The organism is Mesorhizobium sp. RCAM 06353, assembly GCF_059683585.1.
In genome coordinates, this window is the sequence record NZ_JCASIY010000002.1 from 628,294 (window position 1) to 654,015 (window position 25,722).

The following is a 25,722-nucleotide window of genomic DNA, read 5'->3' on the forward strand; positions in this document are numbered from 1 at the left end:
GGTCCACTTTTGTCAACCAGCCGTCCACCCAGGTTGTCCGAGCTGTCGGATATGCGACCTATGCCTGCACCAGCACAACATGGGATGTGGAGGCCCCGGACACGCAGCTCAGCCATGACTACACGCCACCGGCTGAGAATACCACCCCGACCAGAGGAGCGTCTCGCCCGGCGGCAAATGGATCGCCTCTATCGATTGCAGGATGTTGCGCTGAGCCGGGACGGATCCGAGGGCAATTACTACGTCTTTTCGACACTGAGCTGGTCGCCGGACTCGCGCCACCTCGCGGCTTACCGCGTTCGCCCCGGCTACAAGCGGGAGATCCCTTTCCTCAATTCGTCGACGGACCAGTTGCAGCGCGAATATTCAACGATGGTCTATCCCAAGCCGGGCATGTCCTTCCGCTGCCCCAGCCGGACCTGTTCGACATTGCCAGCCAGCGCCAGGTCGCGATTGACAACGCCCTGTTCTCGAACCCTTTCGAAGTTTCCTCTCTCCAATGGTGGGAGGAAGGCCGCGGCTTCACTTTCGAATATAACCAGCGCGGGCATCAGCTCTATAGGCTCGTCGAGGTAGACGCCACCACTGCCGCGCGCGCTGCCTGATCGATGAAACCAGTGAGACCTCCGTCGATTACCGGCCGCTGGCGGCGGGATCAGGAAGGTACCGGAAAAACCTTTCGTCACGATGTCGATGACGGGAAGGAGATCATCTGGGTGTCCGAGCGCGACGGGCACGAGCACCTGTTCGACGGACGGACGGGCGCGCTCAAGAGCCAGATCACCGAGGTGAGTACGTGGTCCGGGGGGTAAACCATGTCGATTCGGTCAGGCGCCAGATCCGGTTCGAGGCGAGCGGGTTGAACCCGCGAGAAATACACCCTCCCGGAACAGTGCGATGCGCCGATGGGTCCAAGGCCTCGTTCCGTCACGGTCATTTTTGAGCAGGCGCCGGCCTTGGCCGCAACCGACGCGGACATCATTCCTTTGATGCCACCGCCGATGATCAGTAGTCGGCGAGTCATATCCCGCTGCCCATTTCTTCGCCTGCGGTGTCGGACCAGCTGTCGACGGAGGTACGACTGATGAATCCAGGATGCTCGGGGTTCGCGTATGGCGAGCGCCCAAGAAGGCTGTTGAGGATGCGACGTGCGCGCCAGGCCAGCAGCCTAAGATTCGGATCGGCCAGCCCGCGCTGCCCGAGGTTCACGTTCTGTACGAAGATGCGTCTGTCACGCGGTCCGTCCCAGGACACCGAAAAGTCCTCGCCAATAACCATCTCTTTGTCGATCTGTTCCAGCCGGTCCGCGATCGGTTCCAAGAAGCCTGGCACCGCGTTCTCGTAACCGGTGGCCAGGATGACGATGTCGGCCGTGACTTCTTCGATATCGTCAATGCCGCGCTGCAGGGTCAGCCTGTGACCCGCGCCGGCGTTGATGCAGCGCGAGACGTTGCAACCCGGCCGCAGTGTGATTTCGCATCGGTTTGGCTCGAGAAATTCGTGGCGGTACAGCGCCTGATACACAGCGCGCAGCGTGCTTTCCGAAATGCCGTCCGAGGCAAGCACAAAACGCCGAAGGAAGAGCTTCCGCTGCGACTCGCTCATCGCCGCGAAACGATCCGAAAAGCAGGGCATGAACAACTCGTTTGTGAACGGGCTGTTGTCGATGGGCAGGTAGTTTTCGCGCTGTGAGACCCAAGTGATCGAGGCAGGCCGCTGTTCGTTCGGCCGGCTGACAAGATGCAACAGCACCTCGGCTCCCGACTGTCCCCCGCCAACCACGCAGACATCCTTTTTCCGCACTTCTGGATGGATGTGCAGTACATCAGATGAGTGGAACAGGTTGGCCCCAGTCCAGCCCTGAAACTGAGGCGGAATTTGCGCCTGCTTGCCAATGCCGACCACCACGTTTCTGGCGCCAAGAACCGCGTCGTCCGTCCGCACCCGAAACTCGCCGTCAAAGCGGATTTCGCGCACCGTCTTTCCGCCGCGGACAAGCGGATTTTTTTGGAAAGCCCAGTTCAGGTACTGCTCGAACTCAGCTCTGAGCACGGCCTCGAACTGTGCGTTCAGGAAGTGGTACAGACGCCCGTTCTCGTGCAGGTAGTTTACGAAAGTGTAGGCCGATCGCGGATTCACCAGCGTGACCAGATCCTTGAAGTGGCTGACCTGGAGCTCCGAGGAATCGAATGCGCTGCCTGGATGCCAGCGGAAGTCGACTTGCCGATCCAGGAACAGTGCCCCTTGCCCGATTTCCTCGTGTAACTGACACGCAAGGCTCAAATTAGACGGGCCAGCACCGACCCCAATGCAAGAGTGCTCCACTTGTCTTGCTCCTATAGCGTTTCCCAATAAGGGATGTTCGCGGCAAGTATCGGCCATAGCTGTTGGGCTTACCCTCCAGCAGGGATTCCCGACCTTGGTGCCGCTGGATTTGCAGCAGTTTGTCCTCGCGTTCGTGTTGTCGGGTGTGAAGCCTGTGGATCCAGCCCAGTGATAAGATCAACAACTCATGCCGGCGACATGTCGCGCTTGGGCGGATTGTCGTATGTCCGCCACGTCGCCGTCAGCGACATGCTTCCAAGCCTCCCGTATCTAATCGGCGCAGTCGCCCGCCTTGGCCATGATGCGCCGACCTTCGACCGGCTTGGTGACCGTCAAGGCTGCGGTGTTGAATGCAGCGACAGTATTTTTCGATGAGGCTGATCATAGGAGGACATCCGCTGGGGCGTTCTGAATGTCCCCTGCATCGAACGTGCCAGAAGGAAATTATGTCAAACCAACGGGCAGCAGGTTCGTGATCGGGTCGGGTATCTGCTCACGGCAGACTCAGACCAAGTTGCAACGGCCAAAATGTTTAGAGAACGATTCCCCGATAAGCAGATCATTAGTGTTGCCCGCCAGGCGATCTCACAGCAAAAGTGATTTTGCCTCACGTTCACGATATCCGGTCAATCGAGAAAGCGACTTTTGAAGCCTGCCAGTTTGAGGGTGCGGTCATAATCGTGAACGGTGAAAGGGTGGGTAAACGACCAGCTGAATATGCGCCGCCCGAAACCGCAGCGTTGTGCAGACTGTTGCGGATGGAATGCTGGACGAGACAATTAGAGCGTTACTGCATAGGACCAGTGACGCGTCAGACGCGATAAAAAGTTCCAAAGGGCAAGGCCGTTCTCCTGGTTGGAAGTGATGCGGGTCGGCAGCTCTCGCCGACTCGCACTTAAGTTTCAAAGCTCGTGCCATTTGCTGAGCTTTGCTGGATGGAACCGCAACAGAGCCGACTCAACCGAGGCCTAGAATGAAGCGCCGATTAGGTGAATGGATAGGCCGCGCGTTCAACGGGTAGAGTGAGGTAAATCGCTCGATGTCTGCGGGGTCGACGTCGACCGGCTCCATTGCCACCATCCACTCGACGTTTTCGGTGCATGGCGGTGTCGTCAATGACCCCTCGTAGGTCCAGTAGCCAAGCGACGCCGGCAGGAGCCCGTTGGGATCGACCTCGTCGACCGCGATCTCCTCGCCTGACTTTCCGGGAAAGGCCGCGGCAAGGCCGGCAAAGCTGACATTTGTCGCGCCCGGCCTCAAAAAGACACCCAGCACACCCAGACCACCGCTCTGTGTGTCCTTATGAACGAAATGCGCTTCCATCGGGAAGGTCTTGCCCGCCATCTGGTGTTCGCTCGGCGCATGAAAATGGAACTGTACCAGTTCGTAGACACGATCCCCGCGAGTCAGCGTGCTGCCTTCCGGCATATTGATTTGGATGGTGTGGCCGTTGTTCACCATCTTGCCGCCGCCTTTTCCCCAACCGATGGCGATATGTGGAATCTCGGCCTTGACTGCGCTCTTGATATTGATCGGTGATTGCTGCGTGCCTGCCGAGCAGGCGAAATTTTTCTTGTCCAAATCGGCCCAGTGCTCCGGTCCGTCCGGGCCTGTATATCCCCAATGAGTGCTGGCCGCATGCGCGGCTTGAACGCAAACCGGGCATGCTCCGAGGGCGACGAACCCTTTAATCAGATTACGACGATGCATATTGTTTTTGCTCCTTAATGCGAACTGATGTTTCCGATTGCGGCTGTCCTAGCAGGCCCCTGATCGCCAATAGGGCGACGCATGTGGTCAAGTGCGGGGCGACGCCTGGCGCAAGCCTTGGCTTCCCTCCATGAAGCAGACTGGCGGCTTCGACCCCGCAACCGCGCTGATTTAGGCTAACCGATTACAGATTGACATTGAGCAGACCTGAACTTGGTGGCACACCAATAACTCGCGGCGGTACCCCATCTAGGGTTGCGTACAATCTTGCGAATTGTTCTCGCTATTCGCGGCGGCAGAGGCAAAAGTGCTTCGACATTCGATCGTGGAACTGGAACATGGCGCCCACGGCAGCCGTCACCAGCGTAGGGGACTTTTCGCCGGGATCGTAGAACTTCTCATTCTCCTCACAGAAACTACGCGGTTTGTCGCGGCCGCTGTCACGGGAGAGTGCGTCCCAGCCTTGTTCGCGACCGATTGATCCTTGCCCTCGCAAGCCAAGGTGGCGTCATCGCCTCGACTAAACGTCGTTCCAGACATTGCTCTTGAAAATCCAAGAGCACGTCGTGACCCTCGCTGCCGAGGGTTTCGGAACTTGAGCTACCCGAATACCATTGTTATCCCAATACTACTTTTGATACGGCCCACCAAAACCAAGCGCCTTCATATATTTCTCGGCGGAGCTTTGGAAAATCGATTGGTTGGATGGCGCACATTTACGGGATGGATATCTTGATGTCGCGTTCGCCTTTCTGCTTACCAATGCCGCGGCAGCGGCGGATGAGCAGGGAGGATCCGGCGGATGCGGAGGCGAAGATGGGTTTCGGTGTTCTGCAGCACCCCGCGCTGGTCTCTTTAGAGCAAGTGATGATCTAGTCACCCCGACGATGGCGCGTGTTATACGGCGAACAAAAAAAGGCGACGGGCGGCGGCGGGCAGGGACGCTGGCGACCAGCTGCGTTCCTGCGCGTCGGTGGCATGCCTGGCGACATAAACAGGTTAGGGTCCATCGCTACTTCGAACCCAACATGGCTGAAACCGTTCTGGTCGCCATCTGGTTTATCTCGGAGGTCAGTGTTCATGCACCGGATTGAGATCGCACTGCTGATCACACAGTCGGTCACCAGTAGGTTGTACAGTCCCGCCGGAGGCGGCTGTTGCGGAGGCAGTCCACCCGCCACAAGCGCGGATGAGATCGGTCGCGAATTCAAGCAGCTTGGGCCCTCCGCGACGCGCGGCCGACAGGCAGAATTATCGAAGCAAGTTGCGTGCCGGACTTGCGCCGATGATGCTGCACCACTTCTCCGTGCGCGCGGCCCGGCCAGGTCACGATTTCGTCGGGCTTTCGACATTCTCGTCCAGTCTCAGACACAACATGGTTTGCTCGTAGATACCTCACCTCACCCCACCTCAGTCGCGCAAACGGACCGACCTGCCCTGAACGAACGCGGCAGCCACCTGAGCCAGAGCGGAAGTTGTGACCGCCTGACAGTACGCGCCCGTTGTGCGACCTTCGGGGTGTGATTGGACGCCCACCGCAAACTGCCTGTCTTGCGAGCCCGCGGATTTAAGAGCTTTACGACATAGCCGATCGATACCACTTCGATCCAGGGAACGCTGATACGGTGACCTGGTCGAGCCCAGTACCTTTGCTGAGGGGCGAGTAAACGACTAAAGGCGCGCCCCGCTCCTGCTCGCGCCGAACGGTTGCCTGCGAAGCAGTGAACCCCTGCTTCAAGTCAAATGGCATGGCGCTTGCGATGTAGTCCCTAGAAGGCATCCAGCACATATGAAAGCCACGAACGAACCATGGCCTATACGCGAAGCTGCATGCAAGCGCCTGAGGAATCTATGCCCATTCCGGCTATACATCGAAGTATCATCTCATCCAGACCTCCGTGCTCGGTAGCTGTCTTGCGCATGGCTGTTCTGGGACCGACGCGCCAATTCATGGCGCTCCCCCAATTGCTGGCCGGTCCTGATCAATGTGTGAGTGTCAAAGAACTCCCAAAAAGGGATGCCCAAGCTGACGTCGGCGCGTCACTGCCAACCACCTTCGGTACTCCGAAATCGGGGCTCTCTCGCAACCCAACAGTTGGCGCGTCACAGCCCTATTTCGTAACTGACCCTTCTAATCACCACGCCTGTTTCCTCGATGACGAGCAGCGGGTCGTCGATGTCCCCTTCAGGCGATCGCCGCAAAAGGCTGTCGGCGCCGCCCGAAGCCACCAAGATCACCTATGTCGACGTCGTTCGGGTGATGAAGACCAGAAGCCAAGATGCTCCCATCCCACGAGAATCAAAGCGGGTCGGGAACCGCAAGGCCTTATCTGGTGCCTGGGGCGCCGAGGCCGACAAATGTCGGCACGCCCAGAAGGCGTGCACAAGTTTTCATTTAAAGGAGCAAGCTGATGACCGTCCACAAGAGGGTTCCCTTCGTCACCTTTCTCACGCGTGTGCGCGATGAGTCAGTTCAGGGGCCCAATCCATATCGCTGGGAAGAAAAGACATCCGACGACTACTTTGCCGGCAAGCGCGTCATCCTGTTCTCGCTACCTGGCGCCTTCACGCCGACCTGCTCGACCTACCAACTGCCCAAATTCGAAGACCTCTATGACGAGTTTGAGAAGGAGGGAATTGAAGCCATCTACTGCCTTTCCGTCAACGATGCCTTCGTCATGAATGCGTGGGGGAAATCCTTGGGCCTGCAGAAGGTACGGCTCATCCCGGATGGATCGGGCGAGTTTACGCGCAAAATGGGCATGCTGGTTGCCAAGGACAATCTCGGCTTCGGTATGCGCTCTTGGCGCTACGCCGCCCTTATCAACAATGGCGTGGTGGAGCAGTGGTTTGAGGAGGATGGTTTCTCCGACAACTGCGAGGCCGACCCCTATGGCGTATCATCCCCGCAGAACGTTCTTGAAACCCTCAAGGCTGCCGCATGACCTAGCAGCGTCAAAGCCTCGCAGATCCCATTGGCCACCGCCAGAGCAACGCTCGACAGGAGTCGCGCCCACCATGCAATCCTCAGCAAGCCTGCTTCAACGTCAGAAGCAATCTATGATTGCGTCGCCTCAACTGATTGAGTCGATCCGATTGCTGCAACTGGCGCATACCGAGCTGCATCAGTACGTGGGGCAGGAAATCGCAAAGAACCCGCTTTTGGAGTTGGCGCCAAGCGAGGAAGGGCCGTCTGGAGATGATTGGTCGATTCCGGAAGTGGTTCCCGACATCGGCGTACGTGAAAAGGACTTTGACAAGCCGATCAGTGCCGAGGCCCCGGAAAGGTTCATGCAATCGAAATCGACCGGCAACACAGCCAACGCCCCGCCGGGCGCGGGCAATGCAGTCGACAATTTTTCCGGCTCCGCCGAAACATTGCACGACCACGTCGCGCGTCAGATCGCCCTCACTGCGTTCACATCGCAGGAGAGGCTGATTGCTGGCCAGCTTGCCACTCACCTGGAAGATACTGGCTATCTTCAGGTAAGCCTTGTGGAACTGGCCAGCAGCCTAAACGTCCGGGCGGACGATGTGGAACGGGTGCTCGGAATCTTGCAGCACTTTGATCCACCGGGACTTTTTGCGCGAACGCTCAGCGAATGCCTTGAGATCCAGTTGCGCCAGCGAGACCGGTTCGACCCGGCGATGGCAGCGTTGGTTGCCAACCTTGAGATGCTTGCGCGACGCGATTTTCAGGCATTGAAGCAGCATTGCGGCGTCGATGAAGAAGACCTTCTAGACATGTTGCATGAAATCCGTGCTCTCGACCCCAAGCCTGGAAATCAGTTCCACACCGGAGGGCCGGAATGCGTCATGCCCGAAGTCTGGGTCATGCCCTCGCCTGGCGGTGGGTGGCAAATCGAACTTGATCCGAACACGCTACCCAAGCTGCTGATCAACCATACCTACTTCGCCGAAGTCTCGCGCGCGGCCGTCCAAAATTCGAAAGATCAAGCATTTCTCCACGAATGCTTGCAAAACGCGAACTGGTTAATCCGCAGCCTCGATCAGCGCGCCAACACGATTCTTAAGGTTGCGACTGAAATCGTGCGCCAGCAGGAGGCCTTTTTGGAACATGGCGTCTCCCACCTGAAGCCTCTCAATCTCAGGACTGTCGCTGAAGCGATCAACGTGCACGAGTCGACGGTAAGCCGGGTGACATCCAACAAGTACATGCTTACCCCACGCGGTGTTTTCGAGCTGAAGTACTTTTTCACTGTCGCGATCGCCTCCTGCGAAGGCGGCGACGCGCACTCCGCCGAAGCTGTGCGTCATCGGATCAAAGCGATAGTCGCCGGAGAATCGCTTGCTGACGTGCTTTCCGACGATGATATCGCTGCCCGGCTCAAGGAAACCGGCATCGCTGTTGCACGCCGCACCGTCACAAAATATCGCGAAGCGATGAACATCCCCTCCTCTGTGCAACGGCGACGGGAAAAGCGCTTATGGCTAGAGGGCGATCAAGGCTCCGCGGCCTAGCAGCGCTGACGAAAGCGGCGCTTAATCCAAAGCGATCCCGTTCTTGATGTGTGCGAGGCGGCTTTCGCCTTGCTCGGGGCCGAAGCAGCTTTCGAAATCATTGCATTCCCGGCAAGTGGGCGCGGTGCATAGCGAAAAACCTTCGGCCTCGCAGAGTTTGCGGTAGAAGAACTTCTTCCATTTCATGTTTTGGGTGTTGCCGGCTGCCAAGGTCGGAAAATGCGTGGAAAGCAGGCGGCTGAGCTCGGCCCGATTGAGAAGGCCAAGATCCTGCCAGAGATGGTTGTTGCGCATGGCACGCCGGGCGACGATCTTAGCGAAGCAGGCGCTCGCCGGGTCGCCCGGCCGGGCATGCGCCAGCAGCAGGCTGTGCAGAAGTTCTTCTTCCATTTCCGGCTTGGGGTCGCATAGCTCGTCCAAGGCGAAGGCGTTTATCGCGGTAGCGGGGAAACTGTGGGTCAGCACGTCGCGCAGCTCTGCGCGCGAAAGGCCAGTCGACTCCGTCGCCGTCGCCTCGCCGGCCTCGACCTCCTCGAGTGCACACGAAAGCACACAGGCAAGCACATGCTGATCGAACCCCCTCTTCAACTCGATCCGCGGCCATTGGCGGGCGCAGAGCCAACCATAGTGATGAGCGAACATGGTGCCGTTCTCCTGGTCGTCTGCCGCGACCTTGTCGGCCGCAACATGCGTCTGGCAGTTCTTTGGGTAAACGCGGGCTCCGCAGCCAATGCAGCGGCCGGCCTGGTCGACGAGGATGATCATGCGGTTGAGCTCGGCGTCGAGGTGTTCGCCCTCGCCGGCACCGAGGGGTTCACTCGCTGATCGACGCTATGGAGGTGCACCGCCCGCGCGAGCAGACCTTGAAGCAGCGCCGAAGCCGATGCAGGTCGTGCCGTCGAGAGTGGTCAGATATCGCGGCACCCATCTGGAGGCGTCGCGGGTGACGAAAGCGCTCATCGGGAGTTCCCCAATGCATGGAGCTTTCTTGCAGCTGCTGAGCGCCCGGGGTACCGCGGGCATGCGGAAGCTGCATCCTCACTATGCGAGCGGCGTAGTGACACCGCTTCCGGGCCGCAGACCGGAGCCACAGCGATGGATAGCCTGGCAAGGCACTGGTTTGACTGATCTTCGACATAGGTTACCCCCAACCCCATCACGACAAGCGACCTGGAGATTCCGTCCTACCTTGTGCGCGCGCTTCTGCCCTTTCGAGACGACAAGCAGATGAGGTGGAAGCTCAAGCCGTTGCGGATTTCAAACCCTCGCCTGAGGGAGGGACTTGTTGACCGCCGGGATGATCTTATCTCCCCAGAGCTCGATCTGGCGCAGCATTGTCTTTTGGTCGAAATCCCCCAATTGGGTCTGAATTGCGATCTGGTCCGGTTTCAGGATATCCATCTCTTCCAGTAGGCGATCAATCACGCGATTCACGCTGCCGATCGGCAGGTTCTCGCGCATAGTCTCCAATGACAGATCCTGCTGCGTCGGCGTTTCCTGCAGCAAATAGCCGTCCAGGCTCTGCTGGCGGCGCTGATGCAGTGCTTCAGACAGCCGGCGCTGGAAGCGGGCATTGTCGAGATAGCTGTTTATCTCTGCCTGGTCGTCGCTGGCATAGCAGCAACGCAGCAGCGATATCTTGGCGTCCGTGACATTCTTACCTTCGGAAGCCGCCGCCTCCTCGATCGATTCGCGCAGCGTGCTCAAAGTCTCTAAGCCGTTGTGGAATGCTGTGACAAAGAAATTGTGTCCCTCGCGATAGGCCCGGCTCATGCGCGGGGGACCGCCGGCGATCCAGATCGGCGGGGTCGGCTTCTGGACGGTGGGCACCGAAATCGCCGTCGGGGGTATCTTCTCATACCGGCCATCGTGCTCGAAGATATTTTGGTTGAGGCCCTTCAGAAGGATGTCCAGATATTCCGAAAAGATGGCCGGCGCCTCATCGATGTTGACGCCGAAGCGTTCGAACTCGAATTGCTGGTATCCCACGCCGACTCCGAGCTCGAGACGGCCGTTCGCCACGACGTCGGCGAAGCCGATCTCGGAAAGCAGTCGCTGCGGGTGATAGAGCGGCAACACGCAGACGGCAGTGCCGAGGCGAATGGTGCTTGTCAGGCCGGCGCAGTGCGCTACCATCATCAAGGGCGACGGAACAAGGCTGTAATTGTTGAAGTGGTGCTCGGCGAACCAAGCGGTGTTGAAGCCAGCCTGCTCCGAAAGAACGGCTTGTTCGATTGAGTTGCGGATGACGCTGTCGGAAGATTGATGATAGCCGCGCTGGGCGGCCAGGATGAAGGTTGCGAATTCCATGGTCTTTCATGTCTCCAGAGGGAATTGGTAGATCAGGGAATGCGATCGGCATGCGCACAGAAGGCTTTGGCCACGGTGTGGATCCGATGCCTTGGCGGCGGCATAGTCTTGCGGCAAACCGCTCGCATTCTGCGGTTGCACGCGCGCCCGCGAGCGGTTGGAACTGCTTCGACCGCGACGCGGACGTGTTCGTCGCCGCCGAACATCTTCGATCGTAGACAGCGCTGCGGGCGCGGCGCGGGCGAGCTTGAAGCCTTGGATGTCGTCGGCTTCGACGAGCCGCAGCCGTCGAATGGCGAATGGCGATAATCAACCCGCGTCCTCCGCAGAATATTCGTCATAGAATTCGCTGGCATTTCCCGCATCGCCGAACGAGGTCCAGCCGCCGTCCACATAGAGGATCGAGCCGTTGATGTATGAGGCGTCAGACGAAGCGAGGAAAAACGCCGCGTCTGCGACGTCTTCCGGCCGTCCCATCATGCCCATCGGGATTCGTCGTGCGATCGCTGTTGAGTCGATGCGGCCGGCCTTCACCAACTGAGCAAGTGCAGGCGTGCGGATGTAACCGGGAGCGACGGTGGCTGTCCGAATGCCGACCGGCCCGAGTTCGGCCGCCATGCATCGGGTCAGCATGTCCAACCCCGCTTTCGAGGCGCCGTAGGCATGGCGCGGCGCAAAGGGCAGAAAGCTGTTGATCGATCCGAGATTGAGGATCACGCCGCCGGGGCGCATCGCTTTGGCCGCCTCACGCGCGCAAGTGAAGGCGCCGGTGAGGTTGACATCCAGGACCTGGTCGATTTCTGCCGGCATTTGTTCGATGCCCGCCACAAAAGTGTCGGCAATAGCAGCACCGTTGACGAGGATGTCGATGCGCCCGAAGCGTCCCCTCATCTCCTCGAACAGCGCCACCACCTCGCTCTCGATGGCCACATCCACGAGTTTCGCCAGGTTCTTTCCGCCGAGCGATCCAGCGAGTACAGTGGCGGCAGCGCGATCTTTATCAGCAATCACGACGGTATCGCCGGTCGCTGCAAAACGGCGAACTATGGCGGCGCCTATGCCGTTCGCGCCACCCGTGACGAGCACGATTCGCGCATCGGTTCGTTCGCTCTCAGAAGAGAGCTCGGCTCTGGGCGTCCCTTCCACCGCCGGGTGCGCGTCCCCCGGCAGGTTGAATGACGTCCAGCCGCCGTCGACCACCAGCACTGATCCGGTGATGTAGCGCGCCTCAACGCTGGTCAGAAAACGCACGGCCCGGGCGATCTCGTCGGGCCGAGCCATGCGCCCCATCGGCACGCGGCGGCGTATCGCCGCAAGGTCCATTTTACCCGCGCGTTCCAGTTCTGCGACCATCGGCGTGCGCACATAGCCTGGCGCAACCGCCGTCACGCGTATCCCGCGCGAAGCCCATTCGCATGCAAGCGACTTCGTCAACGAGATCAGGCCCGCTTTCGAGGCTGCGTAGGCATTGCGCCTGGGACTGCCGACCATCCCCGCCAGCGAAGCGACGTTGACGATGGCGCCGTCCGGCTTCATCCGCCTCGCCGCTTCGCGGGCCATGACAAACGGCCCAATCAGGTTTACTGCCAAGCCGCGCCGGAAGGCATCGGCTGCCGTGTCGACAGTCGCAGTCATGGTCGGTCCGATGGCCGCGTTGTTGATGAGAACGTCGATCTGAGCGAACTGCGCTTCGACCCGGCCATAAAGGGCGAGGACTTCCACGTCTCGCGAGACGTCGCATTCGAGGCCAAGATGCGGGTCGCCGAGGCCACGGGCCAGTTCAACCACGCCGCTGCCCGGAAGGTCCACCGCAACAACAGTGTCTCCACCCCCGGCAAGGATATCGACCAGGGCCCGGCCGATCCCGCCCGCAGCGCCTGTAATGATCACGATGCGTCCCGCCCGCTTCATAAGAACTTCTCCGCGCCGAGCCTCAGCGATGTCACCCCATCAATATTGGGCGGCCAAATGATCCGTTGCGGCAAAGCAGCACGTCCTGGTGATGGCCAGTTGGCCGGCGAAGCTGGCGACGGACCCTTTGATGAGAGGCGATCTGGATCCAGGTAAGCCACTTGCCTCTGCGAACCGGTCCTGCGGTCTGAGCTTGGGGGTCGGAGACTGCCGCGCAATAGAGTCCCGTTCTTGCGTCAGCAAATTTATCAGCGACAGAGCAGACCGCTGTTGCGGTCACGCCGCTACGGGGCAGAAAGACAATCCTCTCGGCTACGTCTTTACCGGGCAGGCTCTCACCGGGATCGCTGTGCCATTGCAAAATCATCATAGCTTTTGTCTCCGTTCGGAACCTCTGCAGGCCTGATGGCGAGGAGGATGCGATGCTTCTCAAGCGCGTAGACTGGGTCATCCGGATGAGGTGCGCCGATAGGCTGCCGCGACCCGAACCGTTCTGCCTCAGGGATCGCTGCTGGGATCTGCTCCTCGAGCCAATCGTAGACCACCGTCCGTTCGGCAATCCGCCACTCCCCTTCCCTTTTCTGAAACAGATCGCAGTAGCGCCCGCAGAGGAGCGTCTGGCGTACTTCTCCGTGTTTGTCCGGTCCGCGTTGCAGCGCGGTGAAATAGCTCTCGACCGCGGCTTCTGTCGGGGTGATGAATTCGATCAGGATGTTCGTGATCTGATGGATGTTGCGAGGCCCGGTCTGGAAGACCCCGAGCGCAAACCGGATGAAGCCCTCTGCCGAGCCGCAATAGGCGCCGTGATTGTCATGCGCATCGAGCCAGTACGCGCTGCGCAACGCCGCCTCGTCCGCGCGGTCTATCCCGCGGCAGTACCGATAGAGGCAGTCGCGGATCGCTTCACGGTCGAGTAGTTCGGTAATTTTTCCCTGGTCCATCGTCTTTGTCGCAAATCCTGTGATCGGAAGAGGTTCGCTAAACCGCCCAAGTTTTTTCACACCATGGGAGCACCTCGTTTCCGGAGATGCCCCTGCACCGTTGGCCCAGGACGGCGGCGCGCCGCATGCCGTTCTTTCCAGTGTGCGGCCACATGGTCGACCCGCAATCAAACCCGCCGGCCTCTCGGTTTAATGACATCCGATTCAGCCCGCGCAGCGGGTGTAGCGTCGAGTTCCAGTGCACGTTCGGGGCAAGATCGCGTGCCTCGTGACGCAAGTAGGTGCTTCCCCTCCGCAACCTCAATGTCACCAGGCAGGATGTAGCCCTCGTCATCGAGCTTGAAGATATCGGGCGCTTGCGCCGAGCATCGCGCGTGACCCTGGCATTTGGGTTTATGGACGATGATGCGCATACCGCTACCTTCAATTTCCGTGCCCGCTCGGGGCTGGGCTTCATCAGGACCAATGCAGGATCAGATTTTTGATCCCGAATACATGGCCGCCAGAGGTGATGGGTGCCGTACCTTTCTTGATCCGGAAGGCCGGAATGCGCGCCAGCCACTCCTCCAGGCCAATGACAATCTCTCGCCGGGCAAGGTGTGAGCCAAGACAGCGGTGGGGACCATAGCCAAAGGCGGCGTGGCGGTTGTTCTCTCGCGCCAGATCGATCGTGTTGGGGCATTCGAATTCTGCCGGGTCACGATTGGCAATCATCGTGGCGCAGGAAACGTAATCCCCCTTACGGATCGGCGCGCCTTCGAAGTCGATGTCCTTGGTTGCCACTCGGATCATCTGAACGGTCGGATAGGCGCGCAGCAATTCTTCAGCTGCGAGCGCGATCCGGTCCGGTTCGCTCCGCAGCAGTTCCTGATCTTTGAGGTTGCGGGCGAGATACGCCAAGTCAAAGCCTATAGCAGCTGCCACCGTGTCGAGCCCCGCGACGAACACAAGCACGCCGATGCCACGGACTTCCACGTCGCTTAGCTGGCGGCCCTCGACCTGTGCCTGCACTATGAAGGTCATAAAATCGTCGACCGGGTCCTTGCGGCGCTTGGTCGCAAGCTCGTCGATAAAGGCAACAATTGTCTGGGCAGCGGCCGGTCGTTTCAGATGGTCGCCGTGGATGAGATCTTTCGTCCAGCCGACAAATGTATCGAGCCGGTGATCCGGCAACCCTAGAAAGCGAAGGAAGATGTTGGCCGTGAAAGGAAAGGCGAACTCCTTCATGACGTCGCAGCTTGTGCCCGCTGCGGCAATCCTATCGATCAGCGCGACCGCTCGCTCGCGGATAGCCGGCTCCAATACCATGGCCCGCTTTGGCGAAAGCAGCGGATTGAGCAGTGAGCGAAAAACGCCATGGGCCGGTGGGTCAAGTTCGAGCGGGATCATCGGCCAGTTTTCGCCCAGCGCGGATGCGAAGATGCTGCGATGGCTCGAAAAGGTTTCAGCGTCCTGCAGCACCCGGCGCTGGTCGCTGGCGCGAGTGATGACCCAGGTCCCGCGGCCATCGCGCGTGTTGTAGGGAGAATAGAAGATCGGCGGCCCGGCATGGACGCAAGCGACCGCTGCGTGCGGGTCCCCGTTGGGCGCCGGCAGCATGCCTGGCGACGTAAACAGGCTGAAGTCCCTCACCATTTCGGGCGGGATGTGATCTGGAACCCAGTTAATCGCCATTTGGCTTCTCCTCAATGTCAGGCGTTCTGGCGCTCGATCGGGATCCCACGGCTGGTCACACGTCGATTACCAGCGTTCGGCACGTCCTGGCTCAGGCGCCGTAAAGGTTGGCCGTCACCGCTGAACTCCATCAAGCAGTGCTGACGTCCCCTGACTAAACTTGTCGGGGCAAGTTGCGTGCCGATTAGCGCACCGTTTGCGTTGCACCAGTTGGCCCGAACCGGTGGCCCGGTCTTGGCGGCCTTTTGGTCGGATTGCGACATTCTTGTTCAGCTTCGGACACGCGAAGGAGCAAATGAAAGGACCCTCAAGCATGCAAACGCCGCGACCCGAGCCGAATTTGGTCCTCACCACTTCCGGAGTGGCGCGCTTGCTGAAGAGCTGGAGGATGTCAAAGCCCCCTCGACAGAGCGGGAATAGCAACAGTGCGCGTCGTGGATGCTGCCACAGCGTGTGTTCGCGACTGCGCACGATCTAGAGACAGCGCTCCTTACGCGGTCGACACACAGTGCCAGCCAGTGTGCGACAATGCATCGGCCGGCCCGTCCGGAACGGCTTACCTCTTTCCCGAGCCGGTGCGGAAGTGCAGATTTACCCTAACCATACAGCACCATCGCTCGGTCCGGGTGACCAAGCGAATGTGCGGCAAGAGGTAGCAAAAGCCACCATTCATTATTCAACCCGTTGATAGCGAATGGCTATTTTCAACGTCTCAGAGGGTGGCGGACGGAGGCTGGACGCAGCCGTGCGGAACAGCTGCTATGCGGCATTTCTAAACCGTCGCCCCGACCGATTTTGGTGTTGTCTAAAGACGTGCTTCCCGACGTGCAGATTGTTTTGATAGGCATGTCGGTGTCAAAGAATAAACCTTCCTCCTCAATCCATTGAGAGTGGCGCTACCTGTAGAAAAGCACTTTGCCCCCAGGAGTGAGTTGTCGGCAGAAGTCGTAGTCGGCGATGTTCCGAGTCAACAGGACAAGCCCCGATTTCGATGCCTGCAGATACAGAGTGCAGTCATGCAGGCAGCGCAGCTTCTGGTCATCCTGGTAGCCCTGCAGGCGACAGAGCACGCCATTCAGAACAGCAGCGCGGCCAAGGACGTCAGCATCGGGCATTAGGATCCGGTGTCCGGGCATGGATCGGATTACCTCGGACACAGCCTTATGGACGCCCCCGGTGCGGGGATCGTCGGGCTTCAGGACACCAAGCGTGTGGGCCAACTCCTGGATGCAGATGGCTGAATGGTTGTTGTGCCGACCGTCCATAATCTGCTTCACCAACGCAGGCGCTTTGCCTTGGAGCCTGTCGATGTACACACAGGTGTCGAGCAATAGCGCTTGCCCGCCGAGCTCGCCCTCGTTCACGAAGGGCAGCTGATCATCAGGTCGGCGAGCAAGTGTTTTGGTTGGAAAGCCACGAAGCGAGCGAAGGGCTGCTTCAACATCAAATTCTGACACTCAAACCTCAATCAGAAGCCGAGCTTGATGTCTGGATCGATGGTTCCCGCGAGCTTGTCCATGGTCGCGGGGAAATTGTCCTCGAGCGCGACATTCGCAAGAGCGAATTCAAGCAGCTCGGTGTCACCCTTAATGCCCGTCTGGCGCTTAGCCTGCTCAATCAGGGCATGGCTCAAGCGTGCTGTGATCCGCTCGTCTTTAGAGCCGATCAGGCCTTTGCGAATGGCAGCACGAAGCGTCTGCCGAACGACAAACTTCTGCTCGCCCGGCATGTCCTTGTTGGCGTCCTTACGGATCAGACTCCGCTTGCGCTTCTTTTTCGCAACGAGGCGCTGTTGCGGAGCAGTCGATAACGACCGCATTCCCAGCGTCTTCGTCATATCGCCATCTCCGACGCTGTTAGCCAAGGCGTGTGTTTTGTCGAACATAACAGGTGGGAGCTGCTTTGTCACTCGGAAGCTCGCTCAGATTGCTGAGCAGTCATTCGTTCCGGCAAATGTGCGGCGTGCCCGGTCTCGGCGAAGGGCTCCTGCTAAAGCCAAAAAGGGTCGCTGCAAAAAATCGATCGGGTGCCTCCAAGTAAAACGGTATGGCGCTTGCTCTCATCGTTAAAGCCCATCATGGCACGAAGAAAGCTACAAGCAGAACCATGGCCGAGACGCGAAGCTCTGTAGGAGCGCTGAGGAGAGCGTGCCCCCGTTCCCGCCGCGGGACATCGTTTCCTTCAGACTTCCGTCCTCGCTAGCTGCTTTGCGCATGGCCGGCCCGAGACCGAAGGTGATGGTAGCCATAGAATCGCCCGATGGAGTGCCTTCCAACAATGACACCCTCGTCCAGCTCAGAGAAGCCGGCACCGATATTGCACGCGGCACTATCACAACATGTCCGGCAGCGATGAACATCTTCCGTGGAACGCCGGGAACAGCGGCGCTTCTGGCTTTAATGCGTCAACGCAGCCAATCCATTTTGCAGCATCCAAACTGGCGAGCTTATCGATGACCGAATCCGCGACAGGCTTCCTGGAGGCTGTTCCGCACGACCCAAAAAAGCCAGATGAACGGTCGCGTCCCGCATGGGGTGCGGTCATTTCGCTTGCCTTGGGCACCTTCGGGCTGGTGACGGCAGAGTTTCTGCCGGCCAGCGTGCTGACGCCGCTCGCGCACGATCTCGGCATCACCGAGGGTGCGGCTGGACAGGCGATGACAGCGACCGCGATTGCTGGGGCGATCTCGGCGCCGACGATGGCCATCATCACAAAGCGCCTGGACCGCAGGATCGTACTGTGGGCGATGATGCTGCTGCAGATCCTGTCCAACGTTCTAGCGGAAGTCGCGTGGTCGCTGTCGGTTTTCCTGGCGGCGCGCGTCGTGCTCGGCATCGCGCTCGGAGGCTTCTGGTCGATTTCGGCATCGGTGGCAATGCGGCTCGTTCCAAATCACCTCCTGCCGCGTGCCATGTCAATCATCCTCACCGGCGTTTCCGTCGCTATCGTTTGCGCGCCTCCAATGGGCGCCTATGTCGGCGACATCTGGGGATGGCGAGCCGCCTTCACGATCGCCGCAGTCGTTAATGCCGTTACACTGCTGGTGCAACTCGTAACGATTCCGATGCTGCCTCCGGTGGAAATAGCTGGATTCCGCAGTCTGCTGGATTTGGCCAATAAGCCGATGATCAAGATGGCGCTTTTGGTCGTCCTGCTGGTCGCTTCTGGGCACTTCGCCAGCTTCACCTACATCCGCGCCTTCCTTGAGAGGATTCCCGCGCTCGATAGCAAGACAATCCCGCTGGTATTGCTCGCTTCCGGCATAGGCGGCTTCTTCGGGAATTTAACCGGGGCATTCCTGGCCAAACATAGCCTCAAGGCAGTCGCGGCCCTGCCACCCTTGCTCATAGCAATAGCCGCTACCTCGCTGCTGATGGTGGGAGCATCGGCCTCCGCCTCGGTGGTAGCAATTGCCGTGTGGAGCTTTGCCTTCGGTGCGGTGCCGGTGGGATTACAGACGTGGATGGTGCTGCGCGCCGTTCCCGGGCAGGCCGAAAGCGCTGGTGTGCTGATGGCCGCAACGTTCCAAGTGGCCATCGCGGCCGGCGCGATTTTCGGCGGACTACTGGTGAAATATGCCGGCGTTAACAGTGTCTTTGCCTACAGCGCGGTTGCCACGTTCCTCGCCGCCCTCACAGTTTTCCTGCTTGGCCCGAAGCGCGCAACCTAGACGGCCCGACAGGCAATGCCTTCAGCTCAGCGCGCTGAGAGATGCAATCGCATCAGCCGCCTGGATCGCGGCTACTGTCACTTCAACGTCGGCTTCAGATCGGGCATGGACAAGCGCCAGCGCCCTCACCGGCCCACCTCCGCGCCTACGGGGAGCGGTCGGCGTCCGCCCGGGCGGAGTTGGTCAGGGTTACGCAGCCCGGGCGAGCGCCGATCGCGCTTGGCAGCTGATGGTGACTAGGCGCGGTTCTAGAAGCGTCGACTCGTTTCCGTCTCTCGCAATGGCGGCGACACGCTCGAGGAGCGACGTCTCCCCGGATCGCGTTATTCTGGTTGCCAGTTTCGGACGGCTTGATCTCACAGATGAACAGCTTGTCTACCCATGGCTCCTCCCGGCGACAAATTGCAGTTTACGCGATGAGCGGGATTGGTGCCGATGCTGAATGCCGGGCCTTTTTTGGCGCGGCGTCGCGACATCAACGACTCGAGCTTCCCGGCTGCCGTCCAGGTCGAAGGAGAGGACCGCCTCCAGCTCATCTGGTCCCGCCAACCCCGGCCCGGCCGCCCATGGCATGCCGACCTGCTGTACATCCAGCACTACCATCAATGCTGAAAACACTGGATTTTGTCTGTAGCTAGATGTTGCGCCTCCAGAGGTTGTACAGGTCACAAGCAAGGAATGGCGCAATGAATACCTTGCGTGCGGCTGCATAGACCAAGCGTTCGCGGCCTTTCCGCGTCCTTTGATCGAGGCCGTCTGCTTTTCGGCCTATGCCCTGTCGGCACAGGACTTCCTGGCCCTGGCGTCGACCGCGCCTTGCCGGCGACGCGGATCTTTCGAGTATGCCTTTGTGGAGGCCGTGCTCTGGCATAGTGATAATGGGACCAATCGATTTCACGTCCATCACTTGCCCTCCGTCGAGCAAGGCGAGAATGTTGGACCCTGGAGCGACAGACCCCCCTGCGCGGGGCAGCTGAGCCATAGCTTCAGCGCGGCGTTCGGGTCGTCAAAACGGGAGCTATGATGACCATACTCTCCAACGGCATAGGCAATCTCGGCGATGGAACCCCCAATCGAGGCGATCCGCGGCGGATCCGAAAAGACAGCTGCGCCCTCGGTGGCAGCGGCAGGCAGAGCGGTAGCCAGCAGAACCCACATTACCGGCGCGGGCACCGAGCGAAAACGGAAATCACCATGCATCGGTCTTACCTCATTGGGTCCGTCGGGGTTGGAATACGCGGCAGGGTCTCGGCCAGGAGCCGCCAGTCGCCGCGCTCGCATTCGCCTTCGCGGCGTTCGCCGAAGAACTGGATGATCATTCTGCCGTCGGCGCCATAGGCTTCGAGTGAGGTGAGGTGACCGTCCCTGGTCGGCTTGCGCACGGCCCAAACCTCGCGGATGTGGTGGGTTGTGAGATGCAGGCGGAAGGTTTCGTCCAGCACATTGATCCGCGGCCCGATGGGCTTGACCGACTTGATCGGGCCGGAATGGATCTGGATGCAGCCACGGTTGCCGACGAAGCACATGATCGGCATCTCGTCTTCGCTCGCGCATTGGAACATGGCGCCAACGGCGGCATTGTCGAGTTGCCAGGCGTAATCCTGGCCAACCATGCGCAGCGCCCGGCAGCGACTGAGCTTCAGCGTCTTCAGCATGTCGAAGAACTGATGCACGTCTGTCAGCCGGCTCCAGTGCTCGCGCAGCTCCGTGACCATGGCGGCTTGGTCCGGAACCTCTGCGTCAGAGTCGGCTCCGTTTGCCTTAACCCACAAGATCGGCTCCTGGTTCGAGGATGCGAGCTCCGCCACCAGCTTTTGATAGGCGTAGAGGTTGGAGGCCGGCCTGACATCCACCTGATGCACTGCTGCGCCGGCAGCGTCGAAGAATTGCAGGCTGCGGCGGATGTTGCCGTCGTCGCGCTTTTCAACGGCAAAGCCATGCGCCCAACCCTTCGGGAAGATGCGCAGGTTGATGTCGTCGCCGAGAACCATGGCATGGTGGCTGCCGGTTACGACCTTGTTGTACAAGCCAATCTTCTCGTGCACGGCACTTTGATTTCGGGTCACCGCCCTCACCTCGCCCACGGCTTCGAGGCCTATCAGCAGATCATTGACGCGCGGCTCGATGCGCGCCGCGCCGGAACCGCAATGCGCCGCGACCAGCTCCGCTTCCGAAATGCTCAATTTGGCGGCGAGATCATGCTCGCGGATTTTCGGACTGTCTTCCTGTGCCCGCCGGATTTGGTCCGGAGAGGGTTTCTCGCGCTGGTCCATGTCTTACCCCTGCTTCTACATAATTGTTGAGGATCAGCTGTCCTGTTCCAATCGAGCCCGCCCGTGTGCTCGATGCCGATCTTTTGCTCGGCCAGGACCACCGGCTCGAAAGGCGCTGGCTCCTGTACGACGGCGCAACGAGACTGACAGCGAGATGTCGGTCTCCCATCAAGCGGTCGCCGGCGACTGGCTGGTAGCGAGCCATTGTAGAGGTCGACGCCAACCGACCGATCCCGCGTTTGGGGGTGGACGGGCCGGGCTGCTTTCCTTCAGAAAGCGGATCTGGTCAAAACCTGACATCTTGCTTCCCTTACATCGTTCCACTGATCGCGAGGCCACCCGCGAATCAGTGTCGGTCGGCAGTTGTGCCGCCTTCCAAAGCGGGGCTTCAAAAGTCGTGCCAATTGCGCAGAAGCGACCTCGGAAAGACGTTCGCATACGGGTCAAGGGTTTAGGCAGGAGTGGCACGACCCACGCCGAGACCACTGTGTCGCGGGTTAGACAAACCATCAGTTGTGTCGCCCAGCCGTCTTCCAGGAACGAGGACGGGATTGCTACGGCGCAATTCACGTGACGAGCGACGTACGCACTTCCGACAATGTCGCACATCCGACACAGGGCTGAAGAGCCAAGCTTTTGTTTTAAAAACGTTTTACTTTGGCATGACACGTGCACTGTCGTCCGCAAATGCGTAACGGATTGAGGAGAAATTCGAGCCATGATTACGCTCACCCACACCGCAGTTGCTGCCGTCAAGACCGTCCTTTCCCGCGCCAGCGAGCCGGCGGAAGGCTTTCGTATCATGGTCCAGACCGGCGGCTGCGCCGGCTTCAAATACTCGATGGGCCCCGAGAGCGTCTTGCGCGAGGGCGATGCGATCATTGAGGCAGATGGGGTCAAGGTATTCGTGGACGTAGGGTCACAACCCCATGTAGCAGGCATGACCGTCGACTTTGTCACGGGGTTGGAGTCCTCCGGCTTCGTCTTCGATAATCCCAACGCGCGGGAGAAGTGCGCTTGCGGCAAGTCCTTCGGCTGATCGCCCGAGAAGCCGCATGTGGAACTTTAGCGGGAAGGCCAAGGAACACTTCAACCGGACGCATGCCGACGTTCTGGAAACAGCCAATTCAGGAGGTAAGCTCGGGACCATCCGCTACGGCGACATGTTTGAATCTGTCAACGGCATCGACCGGGGGACGTCAAGGATCACTGCCGCCGAGCGCCAGACCTTCAGCGGCCGCGCCGCGGTCGCCTCATTGTCGGTGGCTATCGAACTCACCATCGGCAAACCGCCATGGAGCAGATCAGTTGCTACACAAAGGCTGCCCCGGGATGCCTGGCAGCCATCGTGGAAGTGCTTGTACTGGTCCAGGGAGAAATGCCTGCGGCGGGGTCTATTGCGGCAGAGCCGGTCTAGACGCCCGCCAAAACAGACGCCCGCGCCTTCAACAAGGAGGCAAGGTCGAAGCCCGTCTCGGGACCGGCGATTGCTTCAGGTGGGATGCGCGGAACGTCCCCGCCCGAAACAGTTCAGCTCCTGGAGGGCCCGAAGTTGCCGGCCGCCCAGTGACGGCGCTGCAGCAAACTCGACTGATAGTAGACGCTGTCGGGAGTTAACCGGAGGCCCTCGCCGGGGAGGCGAACTTGACGATATCGACGGCGACCATGTCGACGTCAGACTTTCGGACGCCTGCACCGGCCGACAGTCTCCATCACCCACCAAGGGCCTGCGCCAGAGCTCCATGCGACCGATCTCCCGCGTCGCTTCGTTCTGGTCAACTGAGGGATCACAGCATGAGACCTGTCTATCTCGACAACAACGCCACGACACGGGTCGATCCTGAGGTCGTTCAAACGATGTTGCCGTTCTTTAGGGATCGATTCGGCAACCCTTCGTCGACGCATGATTTCGGCGCCTCGGCCTTTGCGGCGGTGAATAAGGCGCGCCTGCAGCTGCAAGCGCTGATCGGCGCCGAGCTCGACCATGAGATCATCTTCACATCGGGCGGGACGGAAAGCGACAATGCAGCGATTCTTTCGGCGCTGGAGGTGTTGCCCAGCCGGACAGAGATCCTGATTTCCGCGGTCGAGCATCCTGCGGTGCTGACACTCTGCACGCATCTTGAGAAGACGCGGGCCGTCACGGTGCACAGGATCCCGGTGGATCGCCAGGGCCGGCTCGACCTCGACGCCTACAGGTCCGCCCTGAGCCCACGCGTGGCAATCGTCTCGATCATGTGGGCAAACAACGAGACCGGCACGATCTTCCCTGTTGGCCAGCTTGCTGAGTTGGCCAAGGAAGCCGGCGCCCTCTTCCATACTGATGCTGTGCAGGCGGTCGGCAAAGTTCCCATGGACCTGAAATCGACCGCAATCGACATGCTGTCGCTGTCCGGCCACAAGCTGCATGGCCCGAAAGGGATTGGAGCGCTTTTTGTAAAACGTGGCGTGCCCTTCCGCTCGATGATCAAAGGCGGGCACCAAGAGCACGATCGGCGTGGGGGCACCGAGAATACGCCTGGCATAGCCGGGCTGGGCATGGCGGCCCAACTCGCCTTGAAATTCGTGGACGACGCGACCACACGGGTAAAGTCGCTGCGCGACCGCCTTGAAGACGGGATACTCGAGCGCGTCCCAAACACCTTCGTCAATGGCGATCCGCTGGAGCGGTTGCCAAACACCGCAAACATTGGCTTTGCACATGTCGAAGGCGATAGAATCCCAGTTCTCCTCAGCCGCGCCGGAATTGCGTGTTCCTCCGGCTCCGCGTGCACCTCCGGCTCATTGGAATCGAGCCACGTTCTGAGGGCCATGAAAACGCCGCACGGCGCAGTCCGCTTCTCCCTCGCGCGCGACAACGGCGAAGCGGACATCGACCGAGTGCTCGAGGTCTTGCCGCCGATCGTGGAGAAGGTGCGTGGCTCACCCAGTCCTGGGCCGGCGAGGCGAGGTAATGAAGATCATCAATCGGGTCTAGTCCAGAGCGGCAGCAGAATAGACTTCCTTTCATGAACCGTGATGTCTTCCTCAACGATACCACCATGCGCGATGGCGAGCAGGCACCCGGCGTCTCCTTCACCATTGCGGAAAAGCTGGAGCTCGCCGAGTCTCTCGCGGCAGCCGGCATCCCAGAGATCGAGATCGGGACGCCGAGCATGGGCGGCGACGAGATCGAAACAATTCGCGCCGCGGTCGCCAGGAGTCTCCCGGTGCGGCTCACGGCCTGGTGCCGGATGACGTCGCGGGATCTCGAGGCGGCGATCGAGAGCGGCGTCACCGCCGTCAATCTGTCGCTGCCTGCATCGGACATCCAATTGGCCGCCAAACTCGGCCTCGATCAGGGGGCAGCGCTCCAGATCATCGCGCAGATGGTCGGGCGCGCAGCCGCCCACGGCTTTTTCGTTGCCGTCGGCTGCGAGGATGCCTCGCGAGCCGATCGGGATCATCTGGCCCGCGTCATTGAGACGGCCGCGCGCGCCGGCGCAAGCCGCGTCAGGCTGGCCGATACGGTCGGCGTTCTCGACCCTTTTTCGACCTTCGAGATTGTCGCTCAGCTCGCGGCGCTGTCTCCCATCGACCTCGAATTCCATGCACACAACGATCTCGGCCTTGCGGTCGCCAACACGCTGGCAGCAATCCGCGCCGGCGCCCGTCATGCCTCCGTCACCGTCCTGGGGCTCGGAGAGCGGGCGGGCAATGCCGCGCTGGAAGAGGTGGCCACCGCGATGGCCGTTCTCGACGGCGCGGATACAGGCATCGAGCTGACCGCATTGCCGGACCTCGCCGCCCAGGTGGCTTGGGCCGCCTGCCGGCAGACCGCGGCCATGAAGCCGATCGTCGGCGCCGATGTTTTCAGCCACGAGTCCGGCATTCACGTCGCGGGGCTGCTGAAGGACCCGCGTACCTATCAGGGGCTCGATCCGGCTCTCGTGGGCCGCTGCCGGCGAATCATCATTGGCAAGCATTCCGGTGCGACCGCGATCGCCTATGTGCTGGGCGATAGTGGCCGCGATCTCGACCCGGATCTGGCAGCCGCGATGGTTGCCCGCGTCCGCCGCAAGGCGACCGAGACCAAATCGACCGTCACCGCAACTCAACTGGTCGAGCTCTACGACACACTGCGCAGCGAGGCAGCCGGCCGAGACCTTGGAATCGAGTAGGTGGCGATGTCATTCATCCTCGACCATTTCCTCCGGATTGGTAGCCGCGCGGGGCGGCGTAAAGCCGCTCGGCTAGCCCTGATGGTCCATAAGGTCATCGCCGATGTGAAGGCGCGCGACCGCCGGGTCGGCGCCCATGCGCTGATGGAGAACGTCCCGCCTCGCGTGACGCTGGTCGGCGTTGCCGCGTTTGAATGGCCGCTTCGATCTCGACGTCACCTGCCCGATGACGGCATCCCATTCGCGACTGCAGATTAGCCGGTGCG

The 25,722-nt window shown here is 60.2% G+C and carries 18 protein-coding genes and 2 pseudogenes; 8 read left to right on the forward strand and 12 right to left on the reverse strand.

Going from position 1 to position 25,722, the window contains the following annotated elements; all coding sequences use genetic code 11:
• Positions 1–53: 53 nt before the first annotated feature.
• A pseudogene (locus tag AC56QX_RS39240) lies at positions 54–874 on the forward strand (DPP IV N-terminal domain-containing protein); the annotation flags it as partial.
• A 146-nt stretch (positions 875–1,020) separates the two neighbouring features.
• Here the strand turns inward: AC56QX_RS39240 and AC56QX_RS39245 are convergent.
• Entirely contained in the window at positions 1,021–2,325 is a 1,305-nt protein-coding gene (locus AC56QX_RS39245; RefSeq protein ID WP_497118617.1) for a lysine N(6)-hydroxylase/L-ornithine N(5)-oxygenase family protein, read from the reverse strand.
• A gap of 957 nt (positions 2,326–3,282) precedes the next feature.
• On the reverse strand, positions 3,283–4,035 hold the full coding sequence (locus tag AC56QX_RS39250; protein ID WP_258581040.1) for a carbonic anhydrase: 753 nt from the start codon (positions 4,033–4,035) through the stop codon (positions 3,283–3,285).
• Between the two features lie 2,411 nt (positions 4,036–6,446).
• On the opposite strand from AC56QX_RS39250, the gene AC56QX_RS39255 reads away from it, so the two are divergent.
• Positions 6,447–6,980, forward strand: a complete 534-nt coding sequence (locus tag AC56QX_RS39255) for a peroxiredoxin (protein ID WP_258581042.1) — start codon at positions 6,447–6,449, stop codon at positions 6,978–6,980.
• A 73-nt stretch (positions 6,981–7,053) separates the two neighbouring features.
• A complete protein-coding gene (rpoN, locus tag AC56QX_RS39260; RefSeq protein WP_497118618.1) occupies positions 7,054–8,517 on the forward strand; it encodes an RNA polymerase factor sigma-54 in 1,464 nt (487 codons plus the stop codon).
• Positions 8,518–8,538: 21 nt separating this feature from the next.
• Here the strand turns inward: rpoN and AC56QX_RS39265 are convergent, their stop codons facing one another.
• The 9 genes and pseudogenes from AC56QX_RS39265 to AC56QX_RS39305 all read right to left on the reverse strand — a co-directional run bounded on the left by AC56QX_RS39265 (position 8,539) and on the right by AC56QX_RS39305 (position 17,190).
• On the reverse strand, positions 8,539–9,159 hold the full coding sequence (locus tag AC56QX_RS39265) for a nitrogen fixation protein NifQ (RefSeq protein ID WP_497118890.1): 621 nt from the start codon (positions 9,157–9,159) through the stop codon (positions 8,539–8,541).
• A gap of 21 nt (positions 9,160–9,180) precedes the next feature.
• Positions 9,181–9,477 (reverse strand): annotated as a pseudogene (gene fdxB / locus AC56QX_RS39270) (ferredoxin III, nif-specific); the annotation flags it as partial.
• A 297-nt stretch (positions 9,478–9,774) separates the two neighbouring features.
• On the reverse strand, positions 9,775–10,827 hold the full coding sequence (locus AC56QX_RS39275) for an LLM class flavin-dependent oxidoreductase (protein ID WP_258581044.1): 1,053 nt from the start codon (positions 10,825–10,827) through the stop codon (positions 9,775–9,777).
• A gap of 309 nt (positions 10,828–11,136) precedes the next feature.
• On the reverse strand, positions 11,137–12,738 hold the full coding sequence (locus tag AC56QX_RS39280) for an SDR family oxidoreductase (RefSeq protein ID WP_497118619.1): 1,602 nt from the start codon (positions 12,736–12,738) through the stop codon (positions 11,137–11,139).
• A gap of 335 nt (positions 12,739–13,073) precedes the next feature.
• The gene (locus AC56QX_RS39285) at positions 13,074–13,679 is read right to left on the reverse strand and encodes a nuclear transport factor 2 family protein (RefSeq protein ID WP_258599928.1); all 606 of its coding nucleotides are present in this window, start codon (positions 13,677–13,679) and stop codon (positions 13,074–13,076) included.
• A gap of 167 nt (positions 13,680–13,846) precedes the next feature.
• The gene (locus AC56QX_RS39290) at positions 13,847–14,092 is read right to left on the reverse strand and encodes a ferredoxin (protein ID WP_258599927.1); all 246 of its coding nucleotides are present in this window, start codon (positions 14,090–14,092) and stop codon (positions 13,847–13,849) included.
• A 43-nt stretch (positions 14,093–14,135) separates the two neighbouring features.
• Positions 14,136–15,353 carry a cytochrome P450 gene (locus AC56QX_RS39295; RefSeq protein ID WP_475461284.1) on the reverse strand — a complete coding sequence of 406 codons (1,218 nt, stop codon included), beginning with the start codon at positions 15,351–15,353 and terminating at the stop codon, positions 14,136–14,138.
• Between the two features lie 896 nt (positions 15,354–16,249).
• Complete coding sequence (locus tag AC56QX_RS39300) at positions 16,250–16,810, reverse strand: type II toxin-antitoxin system VapC family toxin (RefSeq protein WP_497118620.1); 561 nt, start codon at positions 16,808–16,810, stop codon at positions 16,250–16,252.
• 11 nt (positions 16,811–16,821) lie between these two features.
• Positions 16,822–17,190 carry a hypothetical protein gene (locus AC56QX_RS39305; protein ID WP_244662172.1) on the reverse strand — a complete coding sequence of 123 codons (369 nt, stop codon included), beginning with the start codon at positions 17,188–17,190 and terminating at the stop codon, positions 16,822–16,824.
• A gap of 615 nt (positions 17,191–17,805) precedes the next feature.
• Here AC56QX_RS39305 and AC56QX_RS39310 point away from each other — a divergent pair.
• Positions 17,806–19,023, forward strand: coding sequence for an MFS transporter (locus AC56QX_RS39310; protein ID WP_497118891.1), 1,218 nt, complete (start codon positions 17,806–17,808; stop codon positions 19,021–19,023).
• A gap of 1,205 nt (positions 19,024–20,228) precedes the next feature.
• Here the strand turns inward: AC56QX_RS39310 and AC56QX_RS39315 are convergent.
• The gene (locus tag AC56QX_RS39315; RefSeq protein ID WP_497118621.1) at positions 20,229–21,296 is read right to left on the reverse strand and encodes a hemin-degrading factor; all 1,068 of its coding nucleotides are present in this window, start codon (positions 21,294–21,296) and stop codon (positions 20,229–20,231) included.
• Between the two features lie 718 nt (positions 21,297–22,014).
• On the opposite strand from AC56QX_RS39315, the gene AC56QX_RS39320 reads away from it, so the two are divergent.
• From AC56QX_RS39320 to AC56QX_RS39335, 4 genes are all read left to right on the forward strand, one after another.
• Positions 22,015–22,335, forward strand: coding sequence for an iron-sulfur cluster assembly accessory protein (locus AC56QX_RS39320; protein ID WP_183455281.1), 321 nt, complete (start codon positions 22,015–22,017; stop codon positions 22,333–22,335).
• 755 nt (positions 22,336–23,090) lie between these two features.
• Entirely contained in the window at positions 23,091–24,308 is a 1,218-nt protein-coding gene (gene nifS, locus AC56QX_RS39325; protein ID WP_497118622.1) for a cysteine desulfurase NifS, read from the forward strand.
• Entirely contained in the window at positions 24,305–25,456 is a 1,152-nt protein-coding gene (gene nifV / locus AC56QX_RS39330) for a homocitrate synthase (RefSeq protein ID WP_497118623.1), read from the forward strand. Before nifS ends, nifV begins: the two co-directional genes overlap by 4 nt.
• Positions 25,457–25,714 (forward strand): hypothetical protein, encoded by a 258-nt coding sequence (locus AC56QX_RS39335; RefSeq protein WP_497118624.1) that lies wholly within the window; start codon positions 25,457–25,459, stop codon positions 25,712–25,714.
• Positions 25,715–25,722 lie beyond the last annotated feature (8 nt).

Excerpts from the sequence above, each read along its gene's own strand:
- AC56QX_RS39295 (WP_475461284.1), bottom strand. The coding sequence starts at position 15,353 with ATGGCGATTAACTGGGTTCCAGATCACATCCCGCCCGAAATGGTGAGG.
- AC56QX_RS39315 (WP_497118621.1), bottom strand. The coding sequence starts at position 21,296 with ATGGACCAGCGCGAGAAACCCTCTCCGGACCAAATCCGGCGGGCACAG.
- rpoN (WP_497118618.1), top strand. The coding sequence starts at position 7,054 with ATGCAATCCTCAGCAAGCCTGCTTCAACGTCAGAAGCAATCTATGATT.
- AC56QX_RS39280 (WP_497118619.1), bottom strand. The coding sequence starts at position 12,738 with ATGAAGCGGGCGGGACGCATCGTGATCATTACAGGCGCTGCGGGCGGG.
- AC56QX_RS39285 (WP_258599928.1), bottom strand. The coding sequence starts at position 13,679 with ATGGACCAGGGAAAAATTACCGAACTACTCGACCGTGAAGCGATCCGC.
- AC56QX_RS39290 (WP_258599927.1), bottom strand. The coding sequence starts at position 14,092 with ATGCGCATCATCGTCCATAAACCCAAATGCCAGGGTCACGCGCGATGC.
- nifS (WP_497118622.1), top strand. The coding sequence starts at position 23,091 with ATGAGACCTGTCTATCTCGACAACAACGCCACGACACGGGTCGATCCT.
- nifV (WP_497118623.1), top strand. The coding sequence starts at position 24,305 with ATGAACCGTGATGTCTTCCTCAACGATACCACCATGCGCGATGGCGAG.
- AC56QX_RS39305 (WP_244662172.1), bottom strand. The coding sequence starts at position 17,190 with ATGACGAAGACGCTGGGAATGCGGTCGTTATCGACTGCTCCGCAACAG.
- AC56QX_RS39320 (WP_183455281.1), top strand. The coding sequence starts at position 22,015 with ATGATTACGCTCACCCACACCGCAGTTGCTGCCGTCAAGACCGTCCTT.
- AC56QX_RS39255 (WP_258581042.1), top strand. The coding sequence starts at position 6,447 with ATGACCGTCCACAAGAGGGTTCCCTTCGTCACCTTTCTCACGCGTGTG.
- AC56QX_RS39275 (WP_258581044.1), bottom strand. The coding sequence starts at position 10,827 with ATGGAATTCGCAACCTTCATCCTGGCCGCCCAGCGCGGCTATCATCAA.
- AC56QX_RS39265 (WP_497118890.1), bottom strand. The coding sequence starts at position 9,159 with ATGTTCGCTCATCACTATGGTTGGCTCTGCGCCCGCCAATGGCCGCGG.
- AC56QX_RS39250 (WP_258581040.1), bottom strand. The coding sequence starts at position 4,035 with ATGCATCGTCGTAATCTGATTAAAGGGTTCGTCGCCCTCGGAGCATGC.
- AC56QX_RS39310 (WP_497118891.1), top strand. The coding sequence starts at position 17,806 with ATGACCGAATCCGCGACAGGCTTCCTGGAGGCTGTTCCGCACGACCCA.